Annotated in this window: 26 protein-coding genes and 1 pseudogene; 23 read left to right on the top strand and 4 right to left on the bottom strand. The window is 30.6% G+C overall.

Annotated features, from left to right (window positions below):
• Positions 1–49: 49 nt before the first annotated feature.
• Positions 50–1,288, bottom strand: a complete 1,239-nt coding sequence (locus ACQYZ7_RS11840) for a tetratricopeptide repeat protein (RefSeq protein WP_430729952.1) — start codon at positions 1,286–1,288, stop codon at positions 50–52.
• A 16-nt stretch (positions 1,289–1,304) separates the two neighbouring features.
• The gene (gene gyrA, locus ACQYZ7_RS11845; RefSeq protein ID WP_430729953.1) at positions 1,305–3,806 is read right to left on the bottom strand and encodes a DNA gyrase subunit A; all 2,502 of its coding nucleotides are present in this window, start codon (positions 3,804–3,806) and stop codon (positions 1,305–1,307) included.
• Between the two features lie 308 nt (positions 3,807–4,114).
• On the opposite strand from gyrA, the gene ACQYZ7_RS11850 reads away from it, so the two are divergent.
• From ACQYZ7_RS11850 to ACQYZ7_RS11900, 11 genes are all read left to right on the top strand, one after another.
• Positions 4,115–6,676, top strand: a complete 2,562-nt coding sequence (locus tag ACQYZ7_RS11850) for an ATP-dependent Clp protease ATP-binding subunit (RefSeq protein ID WP_430729954.1) — start codon at positions 4,115–4,117, stop codon at positions 6,674–6,676.
• Positions 6,677–6,780: 104 nt separating this feature from the next.
• Complete coding sequence (locus ACQYZ7_RS11855) at positions 6,781–7,125, top strand: 5-carboxymethyl-2-hydroxymuconate Delta-isomerase (protein ID WP_430729955.1); 345 nt, start codon at positions 6,781–6,783, stop codon at positions 7,123–7,125.
• Between the two features lie 62 nt (positions 7,126–7,187).
• Positions 7,188–7,748 carry a helix-turn-helix domain-containing protein gene (locus ACQYZ7_RS11860; RefSeq protein WP_430729956.1) on the top strand — a complete coding sequence of 187 codons (561 nt, stop codon included), beginning with the start codon at positions 7,188–7,190 and terminating at the stop codon, positions 7,746–7,748.
• A gap of 86 nt (positions 7,749–7,834) precedes the next feature.
• Positions 7,835–10,252: a heavy metal translocating P-type ATPase gene (locus tag ACQYZ7_RS11865; RefSeq protein WP_430729957.1), complete on the top strand. Its 2,418-nt coding sequence runs from the start codon at positions 7,835–7,837 to the stop codon at positions 10,250–10,252.
• 156 nt (positions 10,253–10,408) lie between these two features.
• Positions 10,409–10,630, top strand: a complete 222-nt coding sequence (locus tag ACQYZ7_RS11870) for a heavy-metal-associated domain-containing protein (protein WP_430729958.1) — start codon at positions 10,409–10,411, stop codon at positions 10,628–10,630.
• Positions 10,631–12,284: 1,654 nt separating this feature from the next.
• A complete protein-coding gene (locus ACQYZ7_RS11875) occupies positions 12,285–12,899 on the top strand; it encodes a hypothetical protein (protein ID WP_430729959.1) in 615 nt (204 codons plus the stop codon).
• 136 nt (positions 12,900–13,035) lie between these two features.
• Positions 13,036–13,572 carry a hypothetical protein gene (locus tag ACQYZ7_RS11880; RefSeq protein ID WP_430729960.1) on the top strand — a complete coding sequence of 179 codons (537 nt, stop codon included), beginning with the start codon at positions 13,036–13,038 and terminating at the stop codon, positions 13,570–13,572.
• Between the two features lie 88 nt (positions 13,573–13,660).
• The gene (locus ACQYZ7_RS11885) at positions 13,661–14,206 is read left to right on the top strand and encodes a hypothetical protein (protein ID WP_430729961.1); all 546 of its coding nucleotides are present in this window, start codon (positions 13,661–13,663) and stop codon (positions 14,204–14,206) included.
• 272 nt (positions 14,207–14,478) lie between these two features.
• On the top strand, positions 14,479–14,835 hold the full coding sequence (locus ACQYZ7_RS11890; RefSeq protein WP_430729962.1) for a hypothetical protein: 357 nt from the start codon (positions 14,479–14,481) through the stop codon (positions 14,833–14,835).
• 9 nt (positions 14,836–14,844) lie between these two features.
• Complete coding sequence (locus ACQYZ7_RS11895) at positions 14,845–15,396, top strand: hypothetical protein (RefSeq protein ID WP_430729963.1); 552 nt, start codon at positions 14,845–14,847, stop codon at positions 15,394–15,396.
• 452 nt (positions 15,397–15,848) lie between these two features.
• The gene (locus tag ACQYZ7_RS11900) at positions 15,849–16,703 is read left to right on the top strand and encodes a GNAT family N-acetyltransferase (protein ID WP_430729964.1); all 855 of its coding nucleotides are present in this window, start codon (positions 15,849–15,851) and stop codon (positions 16,701–16,703) included.
• Between the two features lie 40 nt (positions 16,704–16,743).
• On the opposite strand, the pseudogene ACQYZ7_RS11905 reads toward ACQYZ7_RS11900, so the two are convergent.
• Positions 16,744–16,863 (bottom strand): annotated as a pseudogene (locus ACQYZ7_RS11905) (IS110 family transposase); the annotation flags it as partial.
• A 144-nt stretch (positions 16,864–17,007) separates the two neighbouring features.
• On the opposite strand from ACQYZ7_RS11905, the gene ACQYZ7_RS11910 reads away from it, so the two are divergent.
• From ACQYZ7_RS11910 to ACQYZ7_RS11940, 7 genes are all read left to right on the top strand, one after another.
• A complete protein-coding gene (locus ACQYZ7_RS11910) occupies positions 17,008–17,940 on the top strand; it encodes a hypothetical protein (protein ID WP_430729965.1) in 933 nt (310 codons plus the stop codon).
• A gap of 89 nt (positions 17,941–18,029) precedes the next feature.
• Positions 18,030–18,722 carry a M949_RS01915 family surface polysaccharide biosynthesis protein gene (locus ACQYZ7_RS11915; protein WP_430729966.1) on the top strand — a complete coding sequence of 231 codons (693 nt, stop codon included), beginning with the start codon at positions 18,030–18,032 and terminating at the stop codon, positions 18,720–18,722.
• A 92-nt stretch (positions 18,723–18,814) separates the two neighbouring features.
• A complete protein-coding gene (locus tag ACQYZ7_RS11920) occupies positions 18,815–19,723 on the top strand; it encodes a DUF6892 domain-containing protein (RefSeq protein ID WP_430729967.1) in 909 nt (302 codons plus the stop codon).
• A 195-nt stretch (positions 19,724–19,918) separates the two neighbouring features.
• Entirely contained in the window at positions 19,919–20,806 is an 888-nt protein-coding gene (locus tag ACQYZ7_RS11925) for an alpha/beta hydrolase fold domain-containing protein (protein WP_430729968.1), read from the top strand.
• Between the two features lie 26 nt (positions 20,807–20,832).
• Positions 20,833–21,258, top strand: a complete 426-nt coding sequence (locus ACQYZ7_RS11930) for a hypothetical protein (RefSeq protein ID WP_430729969.1) — start codon at positions 20,833–20,835, stop codon at positions 21,256–21,258.
• 87 nt (positions 21,259–21,345) lie between these two features.
• Positions 21,346–21,876, top strand: coding sequence for a dihydrofolate reductase family protein (locus ACQYZ7_RS11935; protein WP_430730215.1), 531 nt, complete (start codon positions 21,346–21,348; stop codon positions 21,874–21,876).
• A gap of 87 nt (positions 21,877–21,963) precedes the next feature.
• The gene (locus ACQYZ7_RS11940) at positions 21,964–22,161 is read left to right on the top strand and encodes a hypothetical protein (RefSeq protein ID WP_430729970.1); all 198 of its coding nucleotides are present in this window, start codon (positions 21,964–21,966) and stop codon (positions 22,159–22,161) included.
• Positions 22,162–22,233: 72 nt separating this feature from the next.
• Here ACQYZ7_RS11940 and ACQYZ7_RS11945 read toward each other — a convergent pair whose 3' ends face one another.
• On the bottom strand, positions 22,234–22,833 hold the full coding sequence (locus ACQYZ7_RS11945; RefSeq protein WP_430729971.1) for a leucine-rich repeat domain-containing protein: 600 nt from the start codon (positions 22,831–22,833) through the stop codon (positions 22,234–22,236).
• Between the two features lie 211 nt (positions 22,834–23,044).
• Between ACQYZ7_RS11945 and ACQYZ7_RS11950 the strand changes: the two genes are divergently transcribed.
• The 5 genes from ACQYZ7_RS11950 (at position 23,045) to ACQYZ7_RS11970 (ending at position 26,716) form a co-directional block, all read left to right on the top strand.
• Entirely contained in the window at positions 23,045–23,422 is a 378-nt protein-coding gene (locus tag ACQYZ7_RS11950) for a nuclear transport factor 2 family protein (RefSeq protein WP_430729972.1), read from the top strand.
• A gap of 17 nt (positions 23,423–23,439) precedes the next feature.
• Positions 23,440–24,051, top strand: coding sequence for a DUF7079 family protein (locus ACQYZ7_RS11955; protein ID WP_430729973.1), 612 nt, complete (start codon positions 23,440–23,442; stop codon positions 24,049–24,051).
• A gap of 122 nt (positions 24,052–24,173) precedes the next feature.
• The gene (locus ACQYZ7_RS11960) at positions 24,174–24,701 is read left to right on the top strand and encodes a sigma-70 family RNA polymerase sigma factor (protein ID WP_430729974.1); all 528 of its coding nucleotides are present in this window, start codon (positions 24,174–24,176) and stop codon (positions 24,699–24,701) included.
• 92 nt (positions 24,702–24,793) lie between these two features.
• Positions 24,794–25,795: a zinc-dependent alcohol dehydrogenase family protein gene (locus ACQYZ7_RS11965; RefSeq protein WP_430729975.1), complete on the top strand. Its 1,002-nt coding sequence runs from the start codon at positions 24,794–24,796 to the stop codon at positions 25,793–25,795.
• A gap of 18 nt (positions 25,796–25,813) precedes the next feature.
• On the top strand, positions 25,814–26,716 hold the full coding sequence (locus ACQYZ7_RS11970) for a PhzF family isomerase (protein ID WP_430729976.1): 903 nt from the start codon (positions 25,814–25,816) through the stop codon (positions 26,714–26,716).
• Positions 26,717–26,728: the final 12 nt, after the last annotated feature.

Below are 26,728 nucleotides of genomic sequence, written 5' to 3' on the forward strand. Positions count from 1 at the left end.
AAAAACCGAAACTTTTAAAGTTTCGGTTTTTTCATGCTTGAAGAATTTCTTATTTCATTGATTGATATAAATCTCTGTATTCAGAAGCTTTATCACTCATTTCTAAAACTTCATATAAATTCATTAAAGTTTTAACTGTTTCTGCATTTCTGTTTAAACTATCAGCTTTTTCTAAAAAAGGAATAGCTTCTTTATAAACTTCTTTCTGCTTTGCCGCTAACTCGTCATACTTTTTAAAGTTTGATAAGTTTTTATTCATCTCTTCTACAATAACTTTTTCTTTACTTAAAACTATTACTGCTAAGTTCATGTAAGCATCAGCGTAATCTGGTTTTAATTCAATTGCTTTGCTATAATACTTCTTAGCGTCATCTACTCTTCCTTCATTGAAGTTTACAACACCTAAGTTATAGTATAAGGTCGGATTTTCTGGATCTAACGCTACTGCTTCATTCATTAACTCTCCAAATTTATCCATCTTCCCCATATCAACATATAACTGAGCTTCATTTAAAATTAAGTTTAAATCTTTAGGATTAGAAGCACGAGCATCTTTAAAAGCTGCGATAGCTTCATCTGTTTTCCCTTGTTCTTTTAAAATTAAAGCTACATTTTTAACTATTGTTGCCGATTTCGATTCAGAAGTTTTAGCCTCAGGTTTTACGTAACCTCCTGACTTCACCATTAAATCTCTTCTGGCTTTATCATTACCAAAACTTTCTACTTTACCTGTAGCTTTATCTGTAGCTACATATTGTTTTTCAACACCTGTATACCCTATTTTTTGTAACTCTCTATAGTATTCAATTGCCTTATCATAGTCTTTAGCCTGAGTAGCCGAAACTGCTGCATTGTATGCAAAAGAAGTATCAGCAGGACTTAATACATATGTTAAATAAAATTCTTCAGCTGCATTTTTGTAATCTTTCTTATTATTATATAAATCAACCGCTTTTTTTGAAACTTCTTGAATCAATTGGTTTAATACAGGCTTAGCTTCATCAGTATATTTATTCTCTTCCATTGCTAATAAAGCATTTAGAGCCTCACCTGCATTTCTGTAATCTTTTGTAGCTGCTAACGCTTTTCCTTTTAAAAAGTAAAACTTAGACTTATACTTATCTTCACCGTTCATCATTAAAGAACCCTCAATAGCGTTAAGGGTACTTAATGCTGTAGTAAAATCTTGTTTTTTTATAGCCTTCTCAGCAGCTTTAAGTTCTGATTTTTGAGCGATTGCCCCTAACGACATTAATCCTAAAGAAAGGGCTAAGATTTGTTTTTTCATTTTTGTTATGATTTATTTATTGTTGTTCTTGACTTTCATTCGTTTCATTTTCAATTTCCGTGCCATCTTCTTCTTCGTCTTTTTCGTGCATAACTTTTGCTACTGCAGCAATATCATCATTATCTTTAATATTGATTAACTTAACACCCTGAGTTGCTCTACCCATAACTCTTAAATCTTCTACAGCCATTCGGATAGTTAAACCTGATTTATTAATAATCATTAAGTCGTTAGTGTTATCAACATTTTTAATGGCAACTAAATTACCAGTTTTTTCTGATATATTCAATGTTTTAACTCCTTTACCTCCACGGTTTGTTATACGATAATCTTCTAATTTCGAACGTTTTCCATATCCTTTCTCTGAAACTACTAAGATATTACTTTCCATATCATTTACAGCTACCATACCAATTACCTCATCTTTCTCGTGTGATAATGTAATACCACGAACCCCAGATGCAGTTCTTCCCATTGGGCGTGTTTTAGCTTCTTCGAAACGAATTGATTTTCCTGACTTAAGCGCTAACATTACTTGACTATCTCCAGTAGTTAATTTCGCTTCTAACAGCTCATCTCCTTCTTTAATAGTAATAGCATTAATACCATTAGCTCTTGGACGAGAATATTGCTCTAAAGGTGTTTTCTTTACCTGACCACGTTTTGTGGCCATAATAACAAAATGATTATTGATGTAATCTTCATCTTTTAAATCTCCTGTTACTAAGAATGCTTTTACTTTATCGTCTTGCTCAATATTTATTAAGTTCTGAATCGCTCTTCCTTTCGTGTTCTTTCCTCCTTCTGGAACTTCATATACACGCATCCAGAATACTTTTCCTTTCTGAGTAAAGAATAACATGTATTGGTGGTTAGTACCTACAAATAAATGCTCTAGAAAATCTTCGTTACGAGTAGTTGCTCCTTTTTGCCCACGTCCTCCTCTATTTTGAACCTTGTATTCATCTAAGTTTGTACGCTTAACATATCCTGCATGCGATATAGTTACTACTACTTTAGAGTTAGGAATCATATCTTCAATACGCATATCTCCTCCAGCGTATTCAATTACTGAACGACGATCATCCCCATACTTCTCTTTAATATAAAGTAATTCTTCTTTAATTATATCATAACGTCTTGGCTCATTTGCAAGAATATCTTTTAAATCCTCAATAGTTTTAATGATTTCCTCATACTCAGCACGTAATTTATCTTGCTCTAGTCCTGTTAACTGACGTAAACGCATCTCTACAATTGCACGTGCTTGAATTTCTGACAGTTCAAAACGTTCAATTAATTTTTCACGAGCTTCATCAGCATTTGAAGAACCTCTAATAATTGCAATCACCTCATCAATATTATCTGAAGCGATAATTAATCCTTCTAAAATATGTGCTCGAGCTTCTGCTTTCTTTAATTCAAATTCTGTTCTACGAACAACAACTTCATGCCTATGTTCTACAAAATAATGAATTAGTTCCTTTAAGTTTAATTGCTCTGGACGACCTTTAACTAGTGCAATATTATTTACACTAAACGATGTTTGTAATTGTGTGTACTTAAATAATTTATTTAAAACAATATTAGGAATTGCATCACGCTTTAATACATAAACGATACGCATTCCTTTACGGTCAGATTCATCACGAATACTAGCAATACCTTCTAATTTCTTATCATTTACCAAGTCAGCAGTTTTCTTAATCATTTCTGCTTTGTTTACTTGATAAGGGATCTCAGTTACAACGATACACTCACGACCTTTTACTTCTTCAATAGTAGCTTTAGCACGCATTACAATACGTCCACGACCTGTATGAAAAGCGTCTCTTACACCATCATATCCGTAGATAATCCCTCCAGTTGGAAAATCAGGTGCTTTAATGTGTTGCATTAACTCATCAATTTCAATATCACGATTATCTATATACGCAATAGTACCATTAATAACTTCTGTTAAGTTATGTGGCGCCATATTAGTTGCCATACCTACTGCAATACCTGATGCTCCATTTACTAATAAGTTAGGAACTCGTGTTGGTAATACGGTTGGCTCGTGCAACGTATCATCAAAGTTTAGTTTATGATCTACTGTATCTTTTTCAATATCAGATAACATTTCTTCTGATATTTTTTGCATACGTACCTCAGTATAACGCATTGCTGCTGGACTATCACCATCTACAGAACCAAAGTTCCCTTGTCCATCAACCATCATATAACGTACACTCCAGTCTTGTGCCATACGCACCATAGAATCGTACACCGAAGTATCTCCGTGTGGGTGATACTTACCTAATACCTCTCCTACAATTCTTGCAGACTTTTTATATGCTCCAGTAGCTTTAATTCCTAATTCATGCATACCAAACAAAACTCTTCTATGTACTGGTTTTAAACCATCTCTTACATCTGGTAATGCTCTGGATACTATCACCGACATTGAATAATCGATGTATGCGGACTTCATTTGCTCTTCAATGTTGATAGGGATCAACTTTTCGCCATCTGCCATATATTTTCTTTTAAAATATTAGTATTTATTTTCGTCAAAAAAGTGAATTTTACACTTGATAAAACTCACTTTTAAAATGCTTTCTAGTTCTCTGCATTTTCTAAAACATTGCAAGATACTACAACCCTCAGTTTTACACAAAAAATATACAAACTGTTTTATGGTTATTTATTAACAATTTTGTAAGGTTATTAAACATTAAAACACCTTATTTTGCTCGTCAGAATGTCAGTAAAAAACTATTGGCACCTTTTTTGTAATTTTTAAGAAAAAAACTTACTAACTTTACAGAGACAGAAAATAAATTTATGGACGATAATTTTTCACCACAGGTTAGAGATGTGATTACTTTCAGTAAAGAGGAAGCCTTACGACTAGGACATGACTTTATTGGAACTGAACATCTTTTGTTAGGTTTGATTAGGAAAGGGGATGGAAAAGCCATTGAAATATTAACAACTTTTGATGTTGATTTAGATTTAGTGCGCAATAAACTAGAAAAGTTAAATCCTACAACTCCATCTATAGCAAGCCCTCAAAAGAAGAGTTTACATCTTACCAGACAAGCAGAAAAAGCTATAAAAACAACGTTTTTAGAAGCTAAATTATACCAAAGTAACTCAATAGACACCGCACACTTATTGCTGTGTATTTTGCGTAACGAGAACGACCCTACCACAAAGCTACTTCAAAAGTATGATGTAGATTATGAACAGGCCAAAAACTTGTACAAAGAACTACATGTAGATGATGATACTTTTATTTCACCAATAGGTGAAACACCGTCTGATGATGAATTTGCTGACGAAAAGTCAAATCCTTACGGGCAACAGTCTCAAAAAGGAAAGCAAGTTAAAAAATCTAAAACTCCTGTTTTAGATAACTTCGGACGTGATTTAACAGCTTTAGCAATAGCAGGAAAACTAGACCCTGTTGTAGGACGTTTGAAAGAAATTGAGCGTGTTTCTCAAATTTTAAGTAGACGAAAAAAGAACAATCCAATGCTTATTGGTGAACCAGGTGTTGGTAAATCTGCCATTGCTGAAGGATTAGCTTTACGTATTATTGACAGAAAAGTATCTCGAATTTTATTTGACAAACGTATTGTTTCTTTAGACCTAGCTAGTTTAGTTGCTGGTACAAAATACAGAGGTCAGTTTGAAGAGCGTATGAAAGCGTTAATGAATGAACTTGAAAAGAATGATGATATTATTCTTTTCATTGATGAAATTCACACAATTGTTGGTGCTGGTGGCGCTACAGGTTCTTTAGATGCTTCCAATATGTTAAAGCCTGCTTTAGCTAGAGGAGAAATTCAATGTATTGGTGCCACAACTCTGGATGAATACAGAACTAATATTGAAAAAGACGGTGCATTAGAGCGTCGTTTTCAAAAGATAATTGTAGACCCTACCACGGTTGAAGAAACCATTCAAATTTTACACAATATTAAAGGCAAATACGAATCACATCATCATGTAACTTTTACTGATGAAGCTATTAATGCCTGTGTAAAATTAACTAATCGTTATATGACTGATCGTTTTTTACCAGACAAAGCTATTGACGCCTTAGATGAAGCGGGATCAAGAATTCATATTACAAATATTGTTGTTCCTCAACAAATTTTAGAATTAGAAGCTAAATTAGAAGAAATTAGAGGACGTAAAACCAAAGCGGTAAGCGGACAAAAGTATGAAGAAGCTGCAAAGCTTCGTGATGATGAAAAAAATATAGAAACAGCTTTAGAATCTGCACAACAACAATGGGAAGAAGATTCTAAACTACATAGAGAAACAGTTACTGAAGACAATGTAGCTGAAGTAGTATCAATGATGACAGGAATTCCTGTAAATCGTGTTGCTGAAGCAGAAAGTAGTCGTTTAGCAGAATTACCTCAATTAATAAAAGGTAAAGTAATTGGTCAAGATGAAGCTGTTACCAAAGTTGTTAAAGCTATACAGCGTAACCGTGTTGGATTAAAAGATCCTAACAAACCAATTGGGTCTTTTATCTTCTTAGGTTCAACTGGTGTTGGTAAAACACAGTTAGCTAAAGTACTAGCACGTGAGTTGTTTGACTCTGACGATTCTTTAATTAGAATTGATATGAGTGAATACATGGAGAAATTTGCCATTTCTCGTTTAATTGGAGCACCTCCAGGATATGTTGGTTATGAAGAAGGTGGACAATTAACAGAAAAAGTACGTCGTAAGCCTTACTCTGTAATCTTATTAGATGAGATTGAAAAAGCGCACCCTGATGTGTTTAACATGCTGTTACAAGTATTAGATGACGGACATATAACAGATAGTTTAGGTCGTAAAATAGATTTTAGAAACACCATTATTATTATGACTTCAAATATTGGAGTTCGTAAACTGAAAGATTTTGGTGGTGGTGTTGGTTTCGGAACTGCTTCTAAAAAAGAGCAAGAAGATGCACACGCTAAAAGTATTATTGAAGGTGCTTTAAAGAAATCGTTCGCTCCTGAATTCTTAAACCGTATTGACGATGTTGTAATATTTAATTCATTAGAGCGTGAAGACATCCATAAGATTATTGATATTGAATTAGACAAATTACTAAGACGTATTGATGATTTAGGTTACAAACTAAACTTAAGCGAAAAAGCCAAAGATTATATTGCCGATAAAGGTTTTGATAAACAATATGGTGCTCGTCCATTAAAAAGAGCCATTCAGAAATACATTGAAGATGCATTAGCTGAAGAAATTGTAAATTCAAAACTTGATGAAGGTGATACCATCTTCATGGACTTAGATGAGAAAGATAAAAAACTCATTATAAAAATAGAAAAAGGTGAAAAACCAAAAGAGACTCGTACCGAAATAGACGAAGACCAATAAAACAAAAATCCCGAGCAAAACGCTTGGGATTTTTATTACACCATAACCTTTAAGAATAAAAACAAACTACTCACACCTTCTTATAAACTAGATAAACATAACTTATGCCACATTTCGTAATTGATTGTTCAAAAAACATTATAAAAACCAAAACACCAGCAGAAATTATTCAGAAAGTATATGACACAGCAGAATCAACTGATCTGTTTGAAAAAAGAGATATAAAAGTAAGAATTAACCCTTTTGAGTATTATTTGACAGGAAATACTAATGATGATTTTATTCACATTTTTGCAAATATTATGGAAGGACGTTCTGCCTCTCAAAAAAAGAATCTTTCTGAAAGAATTATTACTGAATTGAAGTTAATGTTTCCTCAAGTTCCTATTATTTCAATCAATATTAGAGATTTTGAAAAAGCAACTTATTGCAATAAGTCGATGGTATAATCTTAAATAAAAACATTCCTTATTCCTATCTTTGTAAACCTAATAACTATGCTAAAAACACTATGACACTCACTATTAAAAACATGGTTTGCAATCGCTGTATTATGGTAATTCAAAATGAATTAGACAAATTAGGTGTGAGTGTAAAAAACATTAAATTAGGTGAAGTTACACTTGAAAAAGAGCTTACTTCCGAAGAAAGAGAACATTTAAACAAAACCTTACTTAGCTTAGGCTTTGAGATTATTGACGATAAAAAAAGTCGCATTATTGAAAAGATTAAAAACCTAATCATCAATTTAGTACACCATCAAGACAGTGAAACAAAAATCAATTTATCTGAATTATTAAGCAACGAACTACATCACGATTACAACTACCTATCTAACCTTTTTTCTGAAGTAGAAGGCACTACTATAGAAAAGTATTTTATTGCTCAAAAAATAGAAAAAGTAAAAGAGCTATTGGTTTACGATGAATTATCGTTGAGTGAAATTGCTTTCCGTTTACACTATTCAAGCGTAGCGTACTTAAGCAATCAGTTTAAAAAAGTAACAGGATTAACCCCGAGTCACTTCAAAAAAATCTGTAAAGACAAACGCACACCGTTAGACGAGGTGTAAATCTTATAAATCAATTACAAAATTCCACAATAAATTTTCTTTAACTTAATGCCAACTTTGTATTGTACAATTAATACAGTAAAAAAATGGCAACAAATAACAATAAAGAAATCATTTACCTACCTCTAGAAGGTGTGGAAAGTGAACACTGTGCTTTAATCGTTGAAAAAGGGCTAGCACATGTTGAGGGAATTGAAACCCACAAAGTAGAACTAAACAACCAAAGAGCTGCTATTACAGTTAGTAACGAAGAAGTTCTTGCTAATGCTGTTACTACTATAAAAGATTTGGGGTACGGTGTTACTACTGTTAAAAAAGTTTTTCCAGTATTGGGCATGACTTGCGCCTCTTGTGCAGGAAGTGCTGAAAGTATTGTTAGCTTTGAACCAGGCGTAGTAAATGCTTCAGTAAATTTTGCTAGCGGAAACTTAACGGTAGAATACCTTCCTAATATGACCAATGCTACAAAACTGCAAAAAGCAGTACAAGGTGCGGGTTATGATTTGTTAATTGAAGACGAAACCAAACAGCAAGAAACCTTAGAAGCAATTCACGAAAAGAAATTCAACCAATTAAAAACTAAAACCATTTGGTCGGTAATACTCTCGTTACCAGTGGTTATTATTGGTATGTTTTTTATGAGTATGCCTTATGCAAACCCTATAATGTGGGCCTTCTCTACTCCCGTATTATTATGGTTTGGAAAAGACTTTTTTATCAATGCATGGAAGCAAGCCAAACATCGTTCTGCAAATATGGATACCCTAGTAGCCTTAAGTACGGGTATTGCTTATATATTTAGTGTATTTAACATGTTATTTCCTAAGTTTTGGGAATCGAGAGGATTAGAGGCACATGTATATTTTGAGGCTGCTTCAGTTATTATTGCATTTATTCTTTTAGGAAAATTATTGGAAGAAAAAGCCAAAGGAAACACCTCATCTGCCATTAAAAAATTGATGGGTTTACAACCTAAAACCGTTATTGTGATACAACCTGACAGAACGGAAAAGCAAACTGCTATCGAAGAAGTGAACGTAGATGATACTATTCTTGTAAAACCAGGAGAAAAAATTGCGGTAGATGGTATGGTTACTACAGGAAGCTCGTATGTAGATGAAAGCATGTTAAGTGGTGAACCTGTTCCAGTACTAAAAGAAGAAAATGAAAAAGTATTTGCAGGAACCATTAATCAGAAAGGAAGTTTTCAATTTAAAGCTGTTAAAGTTGGAAAAGAAACCATGCTTGCTCAGATTATTAAAATGGTGCAAGATGCACAAGGTAGTAAGGCTCCTGTACAAAAATTAGTTGATAAAATCGCCAGTATTTTCGTACCTGTAGTTATGAGTATTGCTGTTATTACATTTATTATATGGTTTGTTTTAGGTGGAGATAATGGAGTTGTTCAAGGGTTATTAGCTGGTATTACGGTACTGGTTATTGCATGTCCTTGTGCTTTAGGTCTTGCTACTCCTACCGCTATTATGGTGGGCGTGGGTAAAGGTGCCGAAAACGGTATTTTAATTAAAGATGCTGAAAGCCTTGAATCTGCTAAAAAAGTAAATGCTATTATTTTAGACAAAACAGGAACTATTACCGAAGGAAAACCAGAGGTAACTGGTATATCTTGGTTACAGAATAATGATACTGCTAAGAACATTCTTTTAAGTATTGAGAAAAAATCTGAACATCCATTAGCAGAAGCTGTTGTAAAGTTTTTAGGAGATACTGCCACTACCCCACTAACAAATTTCGACAGTATTACAGGTAAGGGTGCTAAGGCAGATTATAATGAGGAAACCTTTTTTGTGGGTAATAAAAAGTTATTGGCTGAAAACAAGATTACCATAGCAGACGAACTTTTAAAACAGGTGGACGAATGGAGCAAACAGGCTAAAACAGTTATTTGGTTTGCTAATAGTAAAGAAGCACTTTCTGTACTTGCTATTTCAGACAAAATAAAAGAGACCTCAGTACAAGCTATTAAGGAGCTACAAGCTATGGATATTGAATTATACATGCTTACGGGTGACAACGAAGCTACCGCAAAATCAATCGCTGAAGAAACAGGTATTCAACATTACAAAACTGAAGTATTACCACAACACAAAGCTGATTTTGTAAAAGAGTTACAGCAACAAGGAAAAACTGTTGCCATGGTAGGTGATGGTATTAACGACAGTACTGCCCTAGCTACTGCCGATGTAAGTATTGCCATGGGAAAAGGTAGTGATATTGCAATGGATGTTGCTAAAATGACCATTATATCATCTGACCTAAGTAAAATACCACAAGCCATAAAACTTTCAAAACAAACGGTAGCTACCATTAAACAAAACCTGTTTTGGGCATTTATTTATAACCTTATTGGTATTCCTATTGCAGCGGGTATTTTATACCCATTTAATGGTTTCTTACTAAACCCTATGATTGCTGGTGCAGCTATGGCTATGAGTAGTGTTAGTGTGGTTAGCAATAGCTTACGTTTAAAATGGAAAAAATAACAAGTGTTTCGGCACTTGCAAGTGTTGGAACATTTTAAATCTCACTTAATGAGTAAATCTGTAAATCTCACAAATCAATCTTAAAATTGTACAACAACAAACACCCCTGTTGTGCTGAAATTTGCAGTATTCAATAACAAATAAATTTTTAATATAATGGAAAGTAATAAAGAGTTAAAATTCAAAACAAACCTTAACTGCGGAGGATGTGTATCAAAAGTACAAACTGATTTAGACAATGCTGAAGGTGTTTGTCATTGGAATGTAGATACTAATTTTGATGATAAAATTCTTACCGTAAGTTCTAAAGGAATTACTGCGGATGAAGTAATTGCTATTGTAAAAAGTAAAGGTTTTAAAGCTGAGCCTTTAGTATAAAAACAATTACACAATTCTCACTTACGGTACAAATTGAAACAAACAAGAACAACTGTGCTTTTGTAAGCTGTTAAGTTAACTGTTTATAAAACTTTACACTTTAATACACCTCTCTTTGGGGTGTACTTATTTTTTTAAATGACTTCTTTATACACCACAGCACCTAACAAACATTTTTCTACACAATACGAATATTTTACCTTTTTACTTGTTTGAAGTTACTCCCCTTACGGAGGGAGTGTCGACCCGATAAAAAAGTTACACTTTATCATCTTATTTTTTTATCTTTGGGAGTATTAATAAAATTGCTAAAAACTTACATATACTTACTATATTAAGGACAAGATGTTCATATATTTATGAACTCCCTACAAACTAAAAAACTATGTTACAAAACAGTATAGCTGTTAATAACCGACACAGAAGGTTTAAAAATATTATGAAAATATTGATTTTCATTTTAACCATTACAATACTATCGTCTTGTGAAAAAAATTACTTTGAAAAAAAATACGATAAATCCTCTAGTGAGGAAAATTTAAAAGAGCTTTCAAATCTAATTATTGAAACTGATTTTAAAATACTGAAGAATTATATAACAGAATGTGAAAAAAAAATATTTATTTAGACGATAACACTTATCAAGAATTAATTCTTAAAGCTAAAAAAAATCATACACAAAAACTTGAGATTAAAAAGGAAAAAGAAAAATTAATAGAACAGACAAAGTTACTGTGCTCAAAAGAATGGACAGAAAAAGAAATGGCACTCTTAATAAGAATTTCTGACAAAACTGAAGAAAGTATAAAAAAAGCAAAAGAGAAATAAATTTTGGCTTTTTAGGGATTAAAGGAGTCGAAATAGAATACAATATAGAAACAAATATATACGGTACATTTCTTAAGGGTATACTTGGTGGTAGTTTTAAAAATACTTACACTGGAGAAAATAGAAGGTTTGAAAAATATTATCCAAACGGCACTTTTAGTAGTTATCTTAAAAAAGATAGTTTAAATACTACTTATATAGGTGATTGGAAATTTACCCAAGTAAATAAGCTTTCTAAAAGTATTGGTTCAGGAACTTCTGGTATGTACAAAAAACGATACATCTCCTCTACTATTGTTCTTTTAAATAAAAAAACATTTTTATTCTATGAAGATTTTAACCAACCAATTATCACATCTATTGAAATGGAGCATAAAAACACAAACTAAAATAACAAAATTACTATACTTAACAGTGTGTATAAAACATAGCTAATAAGTACTAAAGATTATTGTTTTTTCACGAAGATTGTCAGTTAAAAAAAATTGCCCTTGAAAGATAAAATTAAAACAAAATGTAAAAATTCGGCTCAGGGTTAAACCGAAAACTAGCCTCTTTTTACGCACTACGTTTCATACACTAACCGTTGGTAATAATTGCCTGCGGCACGTAGAAACCGTGTTTTAACAAACACTCCTTTTCTACTAATTATTACCAACGCTCTAGGTTAATTGCTCCTCTAACAACTATATTGTGTATCTTTAGCCTTCTTCGTGAACTACACACGAAACTATAAACAACAAAATGTATAACGAATGAAGCACAATTATGGCTCCTCATGAGGCTGTGCCTCACACGCCATACACCTAGAGCGCAACTAATTAACATGAAAAAATATATAATTTTAAGTTTAATCACACTCTGCTTTTCTTGTCAAAATCGTCCTGACCGAGATAAAAATATTATCGATTTGGAAAATTTTGATTTAAATTTTAATGTAGAAGAGTTTTATTCAAAATACATTGAAGAGATTAAGCAAACGTATTATATACAAGATATTGAATATGATGATTCTATTGTGGGTACTTGGTACAGAATGATTGGCCTCTTAAAAAATCCTCCTTATGCATATTATGAGGATAAAAATTTTAATATGATTGACATTATTAAAAGTGATGTTAACAAAAATGAATTTATGGCACTTTTAGCTAGTAATTATAAAATCCCCGCAGCAGACTTCAACAAATTATTAAAAACCCTAACCAATAAGTATGAAAAACCTCAAATCTGTGATCTTTTAATCTATAAAGGCCATACATATACTTGGATATTAAATGATAGATTAATTGTTTACTCATACAATGAATATGGAAAACCTAGTATAGTAAATGAAACCTTTTATATTATAAATAAAAAATATATTCCCGTTTTGAAAAAACACTCATATTCAGGAGAATGGTACTTTCTGAATCCATACAACAGCTGTAACGAACTGAGGTGAAAAACAAGTAAGTTTTACAAATTTTATATCGAAGTACTTTTATAGTTTGTATCACACTATAAACCACTTTTTACAATAGCAAAAGCTTGTTTTAATAATTTATTACATCCCGCTATTAAATCAAATAATCAGAAAAATGAAAAAGATGGATAATTATACTGAAAAAGAACTTTTAGACAAAATAGAAAATTTTAGACCAGAAAATGATGATTTTACTCCTTTGGAAAATCTTTTTAATGAATTTTATGATAAGTTCTTAAAAACAAATACATCAAATAAAGTTATAGTTACCTTATTTAAGGTATTAGAAAGATTCAGTGAGGTAAGTGAGCCTAATGTATTTTGGAATATCATGTATTCACTAGAAGACATGGATGGTTTTGAACAAGAATATGTAAATTCTTTAAAAAGGAAAACTTCTGATATAACGATTATGAACCTAAACGCACTTTTTAATTCTAATATTACTTATGTAGGAAATGAAAAAATGGAAGACCTTTTAGATCACATTATAAACAACCCAAATACATCGAGTTCTACAGTAAAGTATATAAAAGAAGAGTTTGTTAAAATAGAAAAGAAAGAGGAAAAGGTTAGAAATGAGATTGAATTGAAGAAAAAGACGTCAGACAAAAACATTAAAGAAAAGAGTAAAAAATGGTGGAAATTCTAGACGTAAAAACTACCTAAAGCATTGGCTATAATTAATACAGGTTTTAGTGTTAAAATTTAATATACTTTTAGAAAGTTATAATAAAAAAATGGAAAAACTAACTTCATTTCGCAGCTTTAAATTACTATCAATACCACAATTCGTAGAGTATATAATTTATATAATTTTGGTAATTTTGATTGTTTTTATTTTTAAAAGCGTAAAAAAAACAGACGAACAAAAAGGTTTTATAATCTCAATTTATAAAGCACTTATACTAGGCCTTTTCGGAAACGCTTTACTTGGAATAATTTATTCTTGCTTTTTTGCTTTGTATTTTATTATTATTTCTCCAAAATATGAGGCAAAAGTAACAAGTACTATTACACATATTACAGAACATAGAGTTGGAAAAAGAATAAGAGTACAATACCCTATTTTTGAATTGACAGACAGTAGAGGTAATATCTTTCGAGAAGAAGGTAATGAAGGAGTATTAGGAGAACCAATAATTGGTGAAAAAGCAACTATTGCCTACCAAGACGGAAAACTTATCACTATATCAATATTTTCTATCTTTATTTATATAGTTATTTTATTGATTTCTATTTTTGTAATGTGTGTTTTGTTATATTGGATCTTTCTTGTTTTCTAAAAAATATGGGAGGTAATCAACATAATTTAATGTTTCTAATTTAAAAATCTTTATCAAACGAAAAAAAATGAACTGAAAAACAGAATCCTATATTTGAATAAATTATTGTAAAAAAATAACGAACACACAATTATGACTATAAGTAATAGCTTGTTTCATTTACTTCTGAAAATCCTTGCAGGTTTTCAGTTTGGTGTGTACCAATTAACTTAAGTGCTAACCAGCGTAATTACTCATAGACGGGATCATTGTAAAACATTAAAAACGAACATATGAATATTAAATTAACAAACAATTACAACTCTTTAGAAAAAATTAATGAGTTTCTTAAAACTAAAACACAACTAGAAGTTTCTATCGTACAAGACCAATGGGCAACCGATGGAGAGCTAATAATAACTACTAAAAAAAAATGTATTCTTGTAAAAAAAAGTGCAACAGCTGGAGCTAAAATTAATCTTTTAGAATCTAATAAAATAGTGATTAATCCAGTTCCTCCCAGCAATTTTATAAATAACATGACGCAAAGAGGTTTGTTAGCAGTTATTGTAGGTGCCATAATTTCTGGAGGACAGAATAAAATTGCTCAAGAAGTAGAAAATCATTTATTAGAAATTCAAGACAAATAAAAAATCATTATGAAAAATTTAATTTACATCCCTTTATTATTACTATTATTATCTTGTAACAATGGAAAACAGAGTTATGAAGACACAACATCTCTAGTAGAACTTAAAAAAGAATTAATTTCAAAATTTGGAAAAAATGCTTATTATACGCAGATAGGTATTTCTAACAATGACTATGGCTCTACTGTAGGAGTTTCACAAACAGATGAACCATCGTCGTTAAAGATGACAGAATGGGATTATTCTAATGGAAATTGGAATCAAATTTCAGATGTTACTTTAGAACTTTCATCTGGTGCAAAAGCAGAGGATTTTATGTTTCAAGTGAATAAAATTATTGATTTTGATATTATGGGAAAAATAGTTGAAGAATCAAAAAATAAAATAATTGAAGAAAAAGGAATAAATGAGGTTAGAGTTGAGAATATTATTATAAAAGCACCTAATAATGGAGATTTTAGTAGTATGAAATATTTCATAACAATATCTCCAAAAGATGGTGGGACAGACTTTAATTTTTGGTACAAAATGGACGGAACTTTAGCCAAATTTGACTACTAATAAAAGTGTTTTACAACAATAGTAATTACATTACGCACCTTACAGTCAATTGCAAAGGCTAAAACCACAACAGCACAAGCAGAAACAAGCTAGCTGTTAAGTTATTAACTATTTATAAAACTTTACACTTTAATACACCTCTCTTTTGGGGTGTATTTGTTTTTTAAAATGGTTTCTTTATACACCACAGCACCTAACAAACATTTTTCTACACAATACGAATATTTTACCTTTTTACTTGTTTGAAGTTGCTCCCCTTAGGCAGTGAGCATCATTCCCCTTAGGCTTGGGGTGTCGACCCGATAAAAAAGTTGCACTTTTTTATCTTACTTTTTTTATATTTGAGAGTGTTAATGAAATTGCTATATATTCCATTTATTTTACTTTGCAAGGTGTGTATTGGTAATTTTATTATATATAAACTAGTTAACTGTAATTAAAGAAAACCCAAAATGGAAATCAAAACCTTAGTTGGAGTCGACAATAAAGTAATCTTGAATGCTTTTAACGACTCATTTTCTGACTATTTCGTTCCATTAAAACTAACAAAAAAACAATTAATTTCAAAAATGTTAGCTGATAAAACTGACCTTAACCTATCAGTTGGAGTTTTTGAAAAGAAAAAACTGATTGCATTCATTTTACACGGATTTGATATAATTAATAATGAAAAAATAGTGTATAATGGAGGGACAGGAGTTATTCCTGAAAAAAGAGGTTTCGGACTAACAAAGCAAATGTATCTTTTCATTTTACCAATTCTAATTGAAAAAAGAATAAATAAACTAATACTTGAAGTAATTACTAAGAATACTCAAGCTATTAAATCTTATAAAAAATCTGGATTTAAAATGAGAAGAGAACTATTTTGTTACAAAGGAGAAATTGAACCCTTAAAAACAAATAACTACTTAAAGATCAAGAAACTAGAAAGATATAACTGGAAATTAATGGAATCATTTTGGGATATTTATCCTACTTGGCAAAATTCAAGGAAGGCTATAGGTAAATCAAATCATAACAATATTTCACTAGGAGCGTATATTGAAGATAAGTTAGTTGGTTATATTGTTCATAATCCAGCTAACAGAAGAGTACAACAAATTGCTGTGAGTAAAAATTTCAGAAAGGAAAGAATAGCCTCTACTCTATTTTTAAAATTAAAAGAAACATATGGAAATTATTTTTCAATCATTAATGTAGACAAAAGCTCTAAAGGGGTAAACGATTTTTTCAAAAAAATAGGACTTGAAAATAACCTTGAACAATTAGAAATGGAATTAGATTTGAATAAAAACTACAGCTAACAAAGAGCTGAGGTAAAAAACAAGTAATTTTTATACTTTTTTAAACCAAAGTATTTTTATAATTTGCATCATAAGGCAAACCACTTTTTACTATTGCTAAAGCTTGTTTTAATAACTTATTACACACCGCTATTAAAGCTACTTTTTTACTCTTCCCTTTTTAGCTAAACTACTGTTATAAATGATTGCTTGCTATCATTTGGTTTAAAACAACTGAAGATGGAGGAGTATATAAAGTGAAATGGAAAAACGAAACGGAATTTGAACTAAAAGAAATTAAGTCGTAGCAAAACATTGAATACAAATGAAAAAGCTTACAATAATTTTAATTCTAACTTTTATTACAGTTGTTTCCTGTAAACAGAGTAAACAAAAGAAACAACAAGTAACTCTTGAAAAGTTTGAGTTTACTGAGATTATAAAAGAAGATTACGAACTTTATAAACCAACTAAAGAAGTTAAGGCAGTTTTAATTTTGTTTGGAGGTTATCCAGAAGTTGCTAAAGACATTAAAAGAGAGTTTAAAATTCTTGATATTGCTAGAAAAAATAATATTGCAGTTATACTTTCTAACCTTAATCAGAAATTATGGCTTGAAGAAAACGAAAAACAACAACTCGCCAAAAGTTTACAAACTATAATTACAGAAAACCAATTGCCAACTGATAATATCTTTATTGGAGGCTTTTCAAGCGGTGGAGTTGTTAGTCTTTTAATAAGCAATTATATTGTTGGGATGAAACAGTTCTATATTGACCCAAAAGGAGTATTTATTGTGGATTCTCCTATAGACTTAGCTGCTTTATATGAATCTTTAGAAAAAAATATAGAACGAAACTTTTCAGAACCCGCAATTCTAGAAAGCACTTGGCTATTAGAAACATTAGGTGATAATTTTGGTAATCCTAAAGACCATATTAAAAAATACGAGGAAAAAGCGGTATTTACCTCTAGTACAGACAATATTTCCAATATAAAGAAACTAAAAAACACTAAGATTAGACTTTACACAGAACCTGATACTTTATGGTGGAAAAAGAATAGAGTGGGCGATAATGAGCAAATGAATGCTTTCTATATCAAAAAATTATATGAGAGTCTAAAAACTAAAGGTTTTAATAATGTTAAATATATACCAACAACAAACAAAGGATATAGAGCTAATGGTGAACGACATCCTCACAGTTGGGCTATTGTAGACAAAAAAGACCTAATAACCTGGATATTGACAAAATAAGTACTGATAATAAATAGTTGCTTATTCTAGTCTATTTCTTAACAACGTAACTACTCATAAACAAAATCGTTCAGCAACCTTAAAAAACTATGAAAAAAACATTAATTATAATTGCATTTTTTTTCTCAACTAATTTAATCTTTGGACAAAACTCAATTGTTTCTAGTAAGCAATTAAGTCAACAAGAAGTTGACTCTGTTTTTACTGATAGCTTAAAAAGTAAACTGCAAATTGAATATTCTATTTACAGAGTTTACGAATACAATGATAAAGAAGGAAAGCACTTTATTGTAATGACTCAAAATAAGGTTAATTGTAAAGAAAAGAGAGAATGCCATGACTCAATAAGAGCTTATTGTTTTTCATTTAAAAATGAAGCTTTTATTTTAAAATGGACTTTTAAAGATTTTATACTTCCAAATTCATATGAATATTCAATTTCTCATTGGACAAAATACTTTCAAATAGACGATTATAATAAAGATGGTATTGCTGACCCAATAATTATTTATGGAACTTTTGGAATAAATGAAACAGGTGATGGAAGAATAAAAATATTGACCTATTACAAGAACAATAAAAAAGCGATAAGACACCAGAATGGAGTACTTGATTATGAAAGAAACACACAAGTAGACAAAAAGTTTTACGAATTACCAGTAGAAATTCAAAATCGAGTAAAGATTATTATGAAAAACATAATTAAAAATGATCATGGAATTTTCCCATATAATTGGATAAATGACATGAAAAATAAAAAATTAAAGTTTAACGAGAATTAAAAACTGACTACGAACATTGATAATAAATAGTTGTTTCTTCTAACTTCTTAATAACGTTAACATTCATAGTCAATTTGAGTACACAATAGAAAATGATAACCTTTTTTAAACAAAAAAACAAGTCTTTCCACTTAACAATTAAAATTGATAGTGATAAGCTTTTTATCAATGAAAAAGTTATTGATTTCCCTATAAATGCAAATGAGCTTGAAGAATACCTTGGAAAACCATCAGGAACTAATGGAAATGAAATTTACTGGAAACATTTAGGCATAAGTACAAATCCGCATAAAAATGGTCGAACAAATCACCTGTCGCTACATACAGCTTATAACCCAATGGAATCTAAATCCAAAACTGAGCAAAAACCTTTTTTTATAGGTAAGATAATTGTAGATGATGTTGAGATTAATAAAAAACGTTTTGAAAATATCACAATGCGAAAATATGAAGTTAAACACTTTACATACACAGGTAAAAAAAGTCCTTGCCTAATTAGCATTTCATACAATCAGGTTTTTGGCAAAGGTTTTGTTAAACCAAAACTAACGAAAGATAAATACACCTTTAAGAAATTAAACGAAGAACTAATTGAATTCAGTGATTTTGGTTTTAAACTATCTATTATTCAAGAATTGATGTACAATAAAGAACTCTTAAAGCCTAAATTTGATTTATATGAGTTTGTAGAATGGTACGAGAAAAGAAAAATTGATATAAAAAAAGAAGGTTACGCTCCTATTCCTGAAGTAACTCAATACTTTAAAGATATACAAATTCCTAAAAAGTATGCATCAAGAATAACTGAGATCAATCAAAACGATGGAGATATTTATATGCAACTTTTGGCATTTGGAGAAGGTTGGGAAAATTACTGGGATATAGAAACCACAAAAGATGCAAAACAATTTCCTAACTTGAAAAAAGCTGTATTATGTTATGCAAAAGATAATGTTATTGATGAGTTGAACAATATAGGAATTCAAGCTCAATGGATATAAAAAAATTCGCTGTAATAATATATAACCACAATTACTTTAGATTCCACTACCACTCTACTTCATTCATATCAGGATTAGGTGAATCTACTCAAAAATGTTAACGTCAGTGCTTAATTGAAAAAATATACATATTAACCTATATATAAATAACGGCTATATAATAAGGTTGTTATGATTAATTAAAAAAAGAAATAAATGAAACAAAGTTTAACATACTATATTACTTTACTAGTTATTAAGCTAAAAGGAGTGAAAAAAAGTTTTAGTAAAGTTCCAATTGACTTTAAAAAAATTAGAAAAGAAGATGTCCATTATCCAAAAGGCAAATTCTTTAAACAAAATCAATTACGTAGTTTTAAGGTTTCAGATTCCTTAATTACTGAAATAGGAGTAAATAAAAAATTCGACAATCTCTTAATATTTATTCATGGAGGTGCCTTTATTTCTGGTCCAGCACAACATCATTGGGATACTTTAAAAGAGATAGCTAAACAAACAAATTATAAGATTTGGATGTGCAATTATCCTAAAGCACCTAAAAATAAAATAACAAAAATATCAGAGAACATAGACCTTATATACAAAACAGCTTTAGAAAGCTATCCGTCAAATAAAATTTCTTTTATTGGAGATTCTGCAGGAGGAACTTTAGTAACAAGTTTAATCCAACGTTTGATAAAAAGGAATATTGAATTACCCAATAAAATAATCCTTGTGTCACCTGTTATGGATGCAAGTATGTCTAATATTGAAATTGAAAAAGTAGATCATATTGACCCAATGCTTTCTAAAAATGGAGTATTAAGTGCTAAAAAAATGTGTGCTGAAAATAACGACTTGAAAAATGCAATGATTTCGCCATTATATGGAAGTTTTAAAAATTTTCCTCAAACAATTCTATTTCTTGCTGAAAATGATATTACTTATCCAGATCAAAAATTAGCAATCAAAAAGTTTACTGAAGCTAAAGTTAATCTTGAAATAATCGAAGGAAAGAATATGCCACATATTTGGCCTTTCCTACCAGTAATGAAAGAGGCTAAAAAAGCCTTAAGAAAAATAATTAAAGTGCTAAATAACTAACCGCAACACATTTGTAGGTTATAAAAATGACAATTAAAGTATCAAGACATACAAAACATTTAAGTAATGGAGAAGAATTTATTACTTATAATGTTTCGCCTGAACTAATTGAATTTCAATTAGCATTAAATGCGATAGCACATTGGGAAAACTTAAAGAGCCTAGTTGAATTTGCTATATCTAGGCACGGATATGGAAATACTGACAGTATGTGCGGTATCACTTATGAATCAGATTTAGATGATTATGATAGAGAAATTGAGAATGTTTTAATTCCTATTGGTCAAATTCAGGCCTATTCAGACCACTTTGAGGTTAAAGAAAAAAATATAACTGAAGTAGAATATTTAATGATACTTAAATCATTTTTTGAAGCTAACTATGAATTTGAGTTTGCGAAAACAATAAACAATGAAATTCAAAAGAAAAAAACTACCTATAACAAAACTTAAATTGCATGGAAATATAGTTTATCCAAAACCTTGGCATTCATATTAACAAACGAACTAAAAAATAATGATTAAAAAAATAGTGTATTTATTGCAACAAGTTTAGACGGATATATCGCTGACAAAAATGGTGAAATTGATTGGTTACATTCCATTCCTAATCCCGATAATGATGATATGGGTTACATGGAATTTAATAAAGAAATTGATGCTCTTGTTATGGGGCGAAAAACATTTGAAACTGTTCTTCGATTTGACTTTGACTGGCCTTATAACAAACCTGTCTTTGTGTTGAGTAATAAATTAAATGAAATACCTGAATCCCTTCAAGGAAAAGTTTTCCTTATAAAAGGGGATTTGGTAGAATTTTTAAATCAAATCCATGAAAAAGGATTCGATAGACTTTATATTGATGGAGGAACAACGATCAATAATTTTTTGAAAGCAGATTTGATTGATGAAATGATACTTACAACTATCCCTATTTTATTGGGTGGCGGTTCTTCTTTGTTTTCAGAACTCCCTAATCAACTGAATTTTGAGTTAATTAAAACAAAAACATTTTTGAATCAAATAACACAGAACCACTATAAAAGAAAAACATTACTCAATCACAAATAAGGTTTTACCTTACTTTTATTACGGTTTTTTTCGTTTCTGAATTTTGATTTATTTATAAGTTTGATAAATTTTAAAACAACTTAAATTATGTTAAAAAACATTTCAAACTTAGGTACAGTACTAAACAAAGTAGAACAACTATCTATTAATGGAAAAGGTGATGATTGTTATTCTACAGATGGACATGACTGTCAACCATTTAATAATCCAAATTATTATAATTGTGTAAGAACATGTGCTGGGTCTTGTTCAGGAAGCGGCCAATGTTTTACAATGATTAAGTAAAAAAAAAGCGAGCTTCTGCTCGTTTTTTTCTTTTATTCTATAATCTTAATATATTTATATGTTTTACTAATACTAATACAACACAAAATCGATTTTCTCAATATCTGCCCCTCTAAAGGCTCCTGTAATACTATCTTCTAATTTTTGAGGCAAGATTACCTTTTTTAACTTCTTGCTATCTTTAAAAGAATCACTTCCTAAGGTTGTTATATGTTCTGGAATTGTAAGTTCTTCAAAATCATTCTCAGCAAAACAATCGTTATACAATGTAGTAACTGATTCTGGTAAATCTATACTTGTAAGCGCATTTCCCACAAAGCAAAACATATGAATCGTCGTAATTGGCGCTTCAATAACAAGTTTTTCAATTTTATTTCTTCCAAAAGCCCCTCCTCTAATTTCTGTAACTTTTGAAGGAATTACCAACTCTTTAATTTCATTCTTATAAAAAGCGTCTTCATCTATATACTCTAAAAATTTTGGTAAGGTTACTGCTTTGAGCCCTTTATCATCAAAAGCTTCCCTTAGTATATACGTTACAGGTTTATTGTTTATATAGTCAGGTATCACAACACTCGTTGACTTTCCTATATAATTTAAAATTGCAATGCCTCCGTTAAATTCTCTAAAAGAATAATCTTCATTTTTTAAAATCGCAACTTGTTCTTCCATCTTTGTTTGATATAAAGTTTTATTAATAATTACAAGTATCAAATGTATACTGTAGGTAGTACTGTATAAAAAGTAGTTTGTTTTCGTAGTGATTGTTTTTATATTCGTAGTTATACTTACCTAGTTTGTAAAAGTCACATTATACTATATAAAAATAGAAACCTTACCTTTAGAACAACTGTGTATGTAACTTTAAATAAATCTTGAACCAATGAATAAAAGTGAAATCGCAAAAAAATATCTAAAGTATCTCGAAAACGGAAATATAGAAAAGGTAATTGATCTGTTTAGTAGTAACGGAATTGTTGAGTCTCCTATCTATGGAATTAAAAAAGCTGACGAATTTTATCGTGAATTAAATAATGACACCTCTAACTCTGAACTTTTCCTAAAAGGAATTTTTGAACAGAATGACTCAAATAATTTAGCTCTTTACTTTACCTATAAATGGACTTTAAAAAACAATGAAAAAGTAGAATTCGATGTTGTTGATATTATTGAACTTGATTCTGAAAGCAAAATAACGAAGCTAAAAATAATTTACGACACGGTTATTTCTAGAAAGTTAGTCAATGACTTAAATGAATAAAGCTAAACCAATCAAAAATGCTGAATCTTTTAAAGAAAATATTTAGTAAAAAAGGAACCTTTTTTGGAGCTACGAGCTATGAAATGGACAACATGATTTGTGGGGTTGGTAAAGCTAGAATCTTAGAAACTGAAGTTGAAATTTTAGCATACCCTTTTAAACCTTCATTTGTATTTCCTAATAAAAAGATTAAAGCTAGTGAAATAACTGCTATTTGCCATCAATCCTATCCTCCATTAATTAAAATTGATAATGAAGTAATATTTATTTCAAGAGAGCACACCGAGTCACTTAAAGAGTTTACAAAGAGAAACAGCATAACTACTTTTAAAGAAACAAAAAACTGGAACTGGTTATTAGAACCATACCTAGATACTGCTATTACTCCAGAAGAAAACATTAAGATAACCCAATTACTGAATGAACATGGTATTTCAACTACTGAAATAGCTCAGATAAGAGACGAAGTAGGAAAACAACTATATAAATACAATTTTGACACCATGCTTTGGGATTGGTTTAGCTTGGGGTTACCAGATGTTTTAGCGGCCATGAGAGTTAAATACAACGAAAAAGAATTTGCTGACTTTTATAAAAGAGCAATGGAAATTGAACTTAGAAAAGGATAAACCAACTCTAACTGCTACTCTCCTCCTCTATTATTCACTACTTAATAAACTATCTACAGCTTTGAACTTGGTAAAAAAAGTAGTAAGTTTGAGTGTACTTCTGTAACCTTAAAACAACTAAAATGAACAAAGACATAAAAATACTTTGGGATGACCTTCACCAAGAACTTTATCGTTTCATTTTAAGTAGAGTAAAAAACGAAGAAGATTCAAAAGATATTTTACAAGAAGTTTTTATTAAAGCCCTTACAAAAATAGATACACTTAAAGACACCTCTAAACTAACATCATGGGTATATCAAATATGTAGAAATGTGGTTTTGGACTACTTCAGAAAAAAACAAACCCTTAAAGAAGATCATATTGATATAGAATTTCCTGAAGAGGCTAAAGAAGATAATACCTATACCAAACTTTCTACCTGTATCAATGGTAAAATAAGTAGTCTTTCAGAAAAATATAAAGAAGCTATATTACTTACTTCTTTTAAAGATTATTCACAATTACAACTTGCCCACGACAAAAATATATCTTATTCAGGAGCCAAATCAAGAGTACAACGCGCCAAAAACCTATTAAAAGAAGATATTTTAGACTGTCCTAATGTTGTAACTGATGCCAACGGTAAAATTATTGATTTTCTAGAATAATTTTTTTGCGTCTTTTTTCTACCCTTCCCGTCTATCGATCACAAAAGCACATTTAAAACATCGTTTACGGTGAGCACAAAAACAGAAAACAGATGAAATTATTCAAAATCTCTAACGGAAAATTACAGGCTACAACTACAGAAATTCCTGAAATAAAACCTAATGAAGTATTAGTAAAAATAAAAGCTATCTCATTAAACTATCGAGATATTCTTGTTACTGAAGGTTCAGGAAAATGGAAACCAACCGAAAATAGAATTCCTGGTTCTGACGCAGCTGGAAAGATTATAAAAGTAGGTAATAAAGTAACTAATTTTAAAGAAGGTGATAATGTTACCTCTTTAATTTTGCCCAATTGGGAAACAGGAAAATTAAATGCTGATAAACTAAAAGACTCTTTAGGAGGATCAGATAGAGACGGTATTATGGCTGAGTATGTAGCCTTACCTGAAAACGCTCTTCATAAATTCCCTAGCTATTTATCCTTTAAAGAAGCAGCAACATTACCAGTAGCAGCACTTACAGCTTGGAATGCTGTAGTAGAACAATCTAACCTAAAATTAGGCGGTACTATACTCCTCATAGGCACAGGAGGTGTTTCTTTATTTGCATTACAATTTGCAAAATTAGCTGGTTACCGAGTTATTATAACCTCAAGTAGTGATGAAAAACTACAAAAAGCAACAGCATTAGGAGCGCACCATACCATCAACTATAAAACAACTGAAAACTGGATTAAAGAAGTACTAAAACTAACCAATAACAAAGGAGTTGATCAAGTTATAGATGTTGTAGGAGGCTCACATATTAACCAATCTTTACAATGTGTAAAAAGTGAAGGTACAGTAAGTATGGTAGGTGTTATTGATGGCACTAGTGGAGTAATCGACACAGGAACTATTATGATGAAAGCAGCAAGAATACAAGGTATTGAAACAGGATCAACAGAAATGTATAACAATATGTTACGTGCTTTTCAATTGCACGAAATTCATCCTGTAATTGATAAAACATTTGCTTTTGATGATACTTTAGAAGCTTTTGCTTACTTAAAAAAGGCACAACACATAGGAAAAATTAGCATTGTATTATAAATAACCAAAACTCTTCCAATGAAATCATACATCACATATCAAATAGACGTTTTTACTACAGAAAAGTTTAAAGGAAACCCTGCTGGAGTTGTGGTAAATGCCGACGGATTATCAGATACAGAAATGCAACTAATAGCTAGAGAACTTAATAATTCTGAAACCGCATTTATCTTCTCTTCAAACTCGAAAGATTATGATGGAATCATTCGATATTTTACTCCCACAACCGAAGTTCCTATTTGTGGGCATGCAACCATAGCTGCTATTTATGTAAAAGCGTTAGAAGAACAATTAAACTCTTGTGTTTTAAACATGAAAACCAGTATTGGTATTTTACCTATTGAAGTTGTAAAAAACAACTCCAATTATCAAATTATCATGACACAAGGTAAGTTTGAATTAAGTCCAGAGTTTGATGCAACTACAACTAAAAAACTACTAAATGCTTTGGGGTTACAAAACTCTGACAGAGATAAAAGATGTCCTGTTCAAATTGCTTCAACTGGTCATTCTAAAGTAATGATTGGTATTAAAAGTAATGAAAAACTCAATCAACTAGTTCCAAATATGGACGCCCTAAAAACGCTAAGCAAACAAATAAACTGCAATGGTTATTTTGTATTTACACTAAACCCAGACAGTGAAAATGCTTTAACAAACGGACGAATGTTTGCTCCTGCCATTGGAATACAAGAAGATCCTGTTACTGGAAACGCAAATGGATCTTTAGGTGGTTACTTGGTTCAAAATAAAATAATTGATTTTAACGGAAGTGTTTTTGAGTTCACAGGTAGGCAAGGCGAAAAAATGCAACGTCCAGGAAATATTTTTGTTCGAGTAGAAACAACAAAAAACATCCCTACTAAAATACAAATAAAAGGTAGTGCTGTACCTGTTTTTAGAACAACAATAAAAATGTAATTCAAAACGCAA

Source organism: Tenacibaculum sp. SDUM215027, assembly GCF_050566205.1.
Taxonomy (GTDB): Bacteria; Bacteroidota; Bacteroidia; order Flavobacteriales; family Flavobacteriaceae; genus Polaribacter.

What these genes read in the sequence shown, in the direction of transcription:
- ACQYZ7_RS11840 (WP_430729952.1), bottom strand. Translation starts at nt 1,288, where the DNA reads ATGAAAAAACAAATCTTAGCCCTTTCTTTAGGATTAATGTCGTTAGGG.
- gyrA (WP_430729953.1), bottom strand. Translation starts at nt 3,806, where the DNA reads ATGGCAGATGGCGAAAAGTTGATCCCTATCAACATTGAAGAGCAAATG.
- ACQYZ7_RS11850 (WP_430729954.1), top strand. Translation starts at nt 4,115, where the DNA reads ATGGACGATAATTTTTCACCACAGGTTAGAGATGTGATTACTTTCAGT.
- ACQYZ7_RS11855 (WP_430729955.1), top strand. Translation starts at nt 6,781, where the DNA reads ATGCCACATTTCGTAATTGATTGTTCAAAAAACATTATAAAAACCAAA.
- ACQYZ7_RS11860 (WP_430729956.1), top strand. Translation starts at nt 7,188, where the DNA reads ATGACACTCACTATTAAAAACATGGTTTGCAATCGCTGTATTATGGTA.
- ACQYZ7_RS11865 (WP_430729957.1), top strand. Translation starts at nt 7,835, where the DNA reads ATGGCAACAAATAACAATAAAGAAATCATTTACCTACCTCTAGAAGGT.
- ACQYZ7_RS11870 (WP_430729958.1), top strand. Translation starts at nt 10,409, where the DNA reads ATGGAAAGTAATAAAGAGTTAAAATTCAAAACAAACCTTAACTGCGGA.
- ACQYZ7_RS11875 (WP_430729959.1), top strand. Translation starts at nt 12,285, where the DNA reads ATGAAAAAATATATAATTTTAAGTTTAATCACACTCTGCTTTTCTTGT.
- ACQYZ7_RS11880 (WP_430729960.1), top strand. Translation starts at nt 13,036, where the DNA reads ATGAAAAAGATGGATAATTATACTGAAAAAGAACTTTTAGACAAAATA.
- ACQYZ7_RS11885 (WP_430729961.1), top strand. Translation starts at nt 13,661, where the DNA reads ATGGAAAAACTAACTTCATTTCGCAGCTTTAAATTACTATCAATACCA.
- ACQYZ7_RS11890 (WP_430729962.1), top strand. Translation starts at nt 14,479, where the DNA reads ATGAATATTAAATTAACAAACAATTACAACTCTTTAGAAAAAATTAAT.
- ACQYZ7_RS11895 (WP_430729963.1), top strand. Translation starts at nt 14,845, where the DNA reads ATGAAAAATTTAATTTACATCCCTTTATTATTACTATTATTATCTTGT.
- ACQYZ7_RS11900 (WP_430729964.1), top strand. Translation starts at nt 15,849, where the DNA reads ATGGAAATCAAAACCTTAGTTGGAGTCGACAATAAAGTAATCTTGAAT.
- ACQYZ7_RS11910 (WP_430729965.1), top strand. Translation starts at nt 17,008, where the DNA reads ATGAAAAAGCTTACAATAATTTTAATTCTAACTTTTATTACAGTTGTT.
- ACQYZ7_RS11915 (WP_430729966.1), top strand. Translation starts at nt 18,030, where the DNA reads ATGAAAAAAACATTAATTATAATTGCATTTTTTTTCTCAACTAATTTA.
- ACQYZ7_RS11920 (WP_430729967.1), top strand. Translation starts at nt 18,815, where the DNA reads ATGATAACCTTTTTTAAACAAAAAAACAAGTCTTTCCACTTAACAATT.
- ACQYZ7_RS11925 (WP_430729968.1), top strand. Translation starts at nt 19,919, where the DNA reads ATGAAACAAAGTTTAACATACTATATTACTTTACTAGTTATTAAGCTA.
- ACQYZ7_RS11930 (WP_430729969.1), top strand. Translation starts at nt 20,833, where the DNA reads ATGACAATTAAAGTATCAAGACATACAAAACATTTAAGTAATGGAGAA.
- ACQYZ7_RS11940 (WP_430729970.1), top strand. Translation starts at nt 21,964, where the DNA reads ATGTTAAAAAACATTTCAAACTTAGGTACAGTACTAAACAAAGTAGAA.
- ACQYZ7_RS11945 (WP_430729971.1), bottom strand. Translation starts at nt 22,833, where the DNA reads ATGGAAGAACAAGTTGCGATTTTAAAAAATGAAGATTATTCTTTTAGA.
- ACQYZ7_RS11950 (WP_430729972.1), top strand. Translation starts at nt 23,045, where the DNA reads ATGAATAAAAGTGAAATCGCAAAAAAATATCTAAAGTATCTCGAAAAC.
- ACQYZ7_RS11955 (WP_430729973.1), top strand. Translation starts at nt 23,440, where the DNA reads ATGCTGAATCTTTTAAAGAAAATATTTAGTAAAAAAGGAACCTTTTTT.
- ACQYZ7_RS11960 (WP_430729974.1), top strand. Translation starts at nt 24,174, where the DNA reads ATGAACAAAGACATAAAAATACTTTGGGATGACCTTCACCAAGAACTT.
- ACQYZ7_RS11965 (WP_430729975.1), top strand. Translation starts at nt 24,794, where the DNA reads ATGAAATTATTCAAAATCTCTAACGGAAAATTACAGGCTACAACTACA.
- ACQYZ7_RS11970 (WP_430729976.1), top strand. Translation starts at nt 25,814, where the DNA reads ATGAAATCATACATCACATATCAAATAGACGTTTTTACTACAGAAAAG.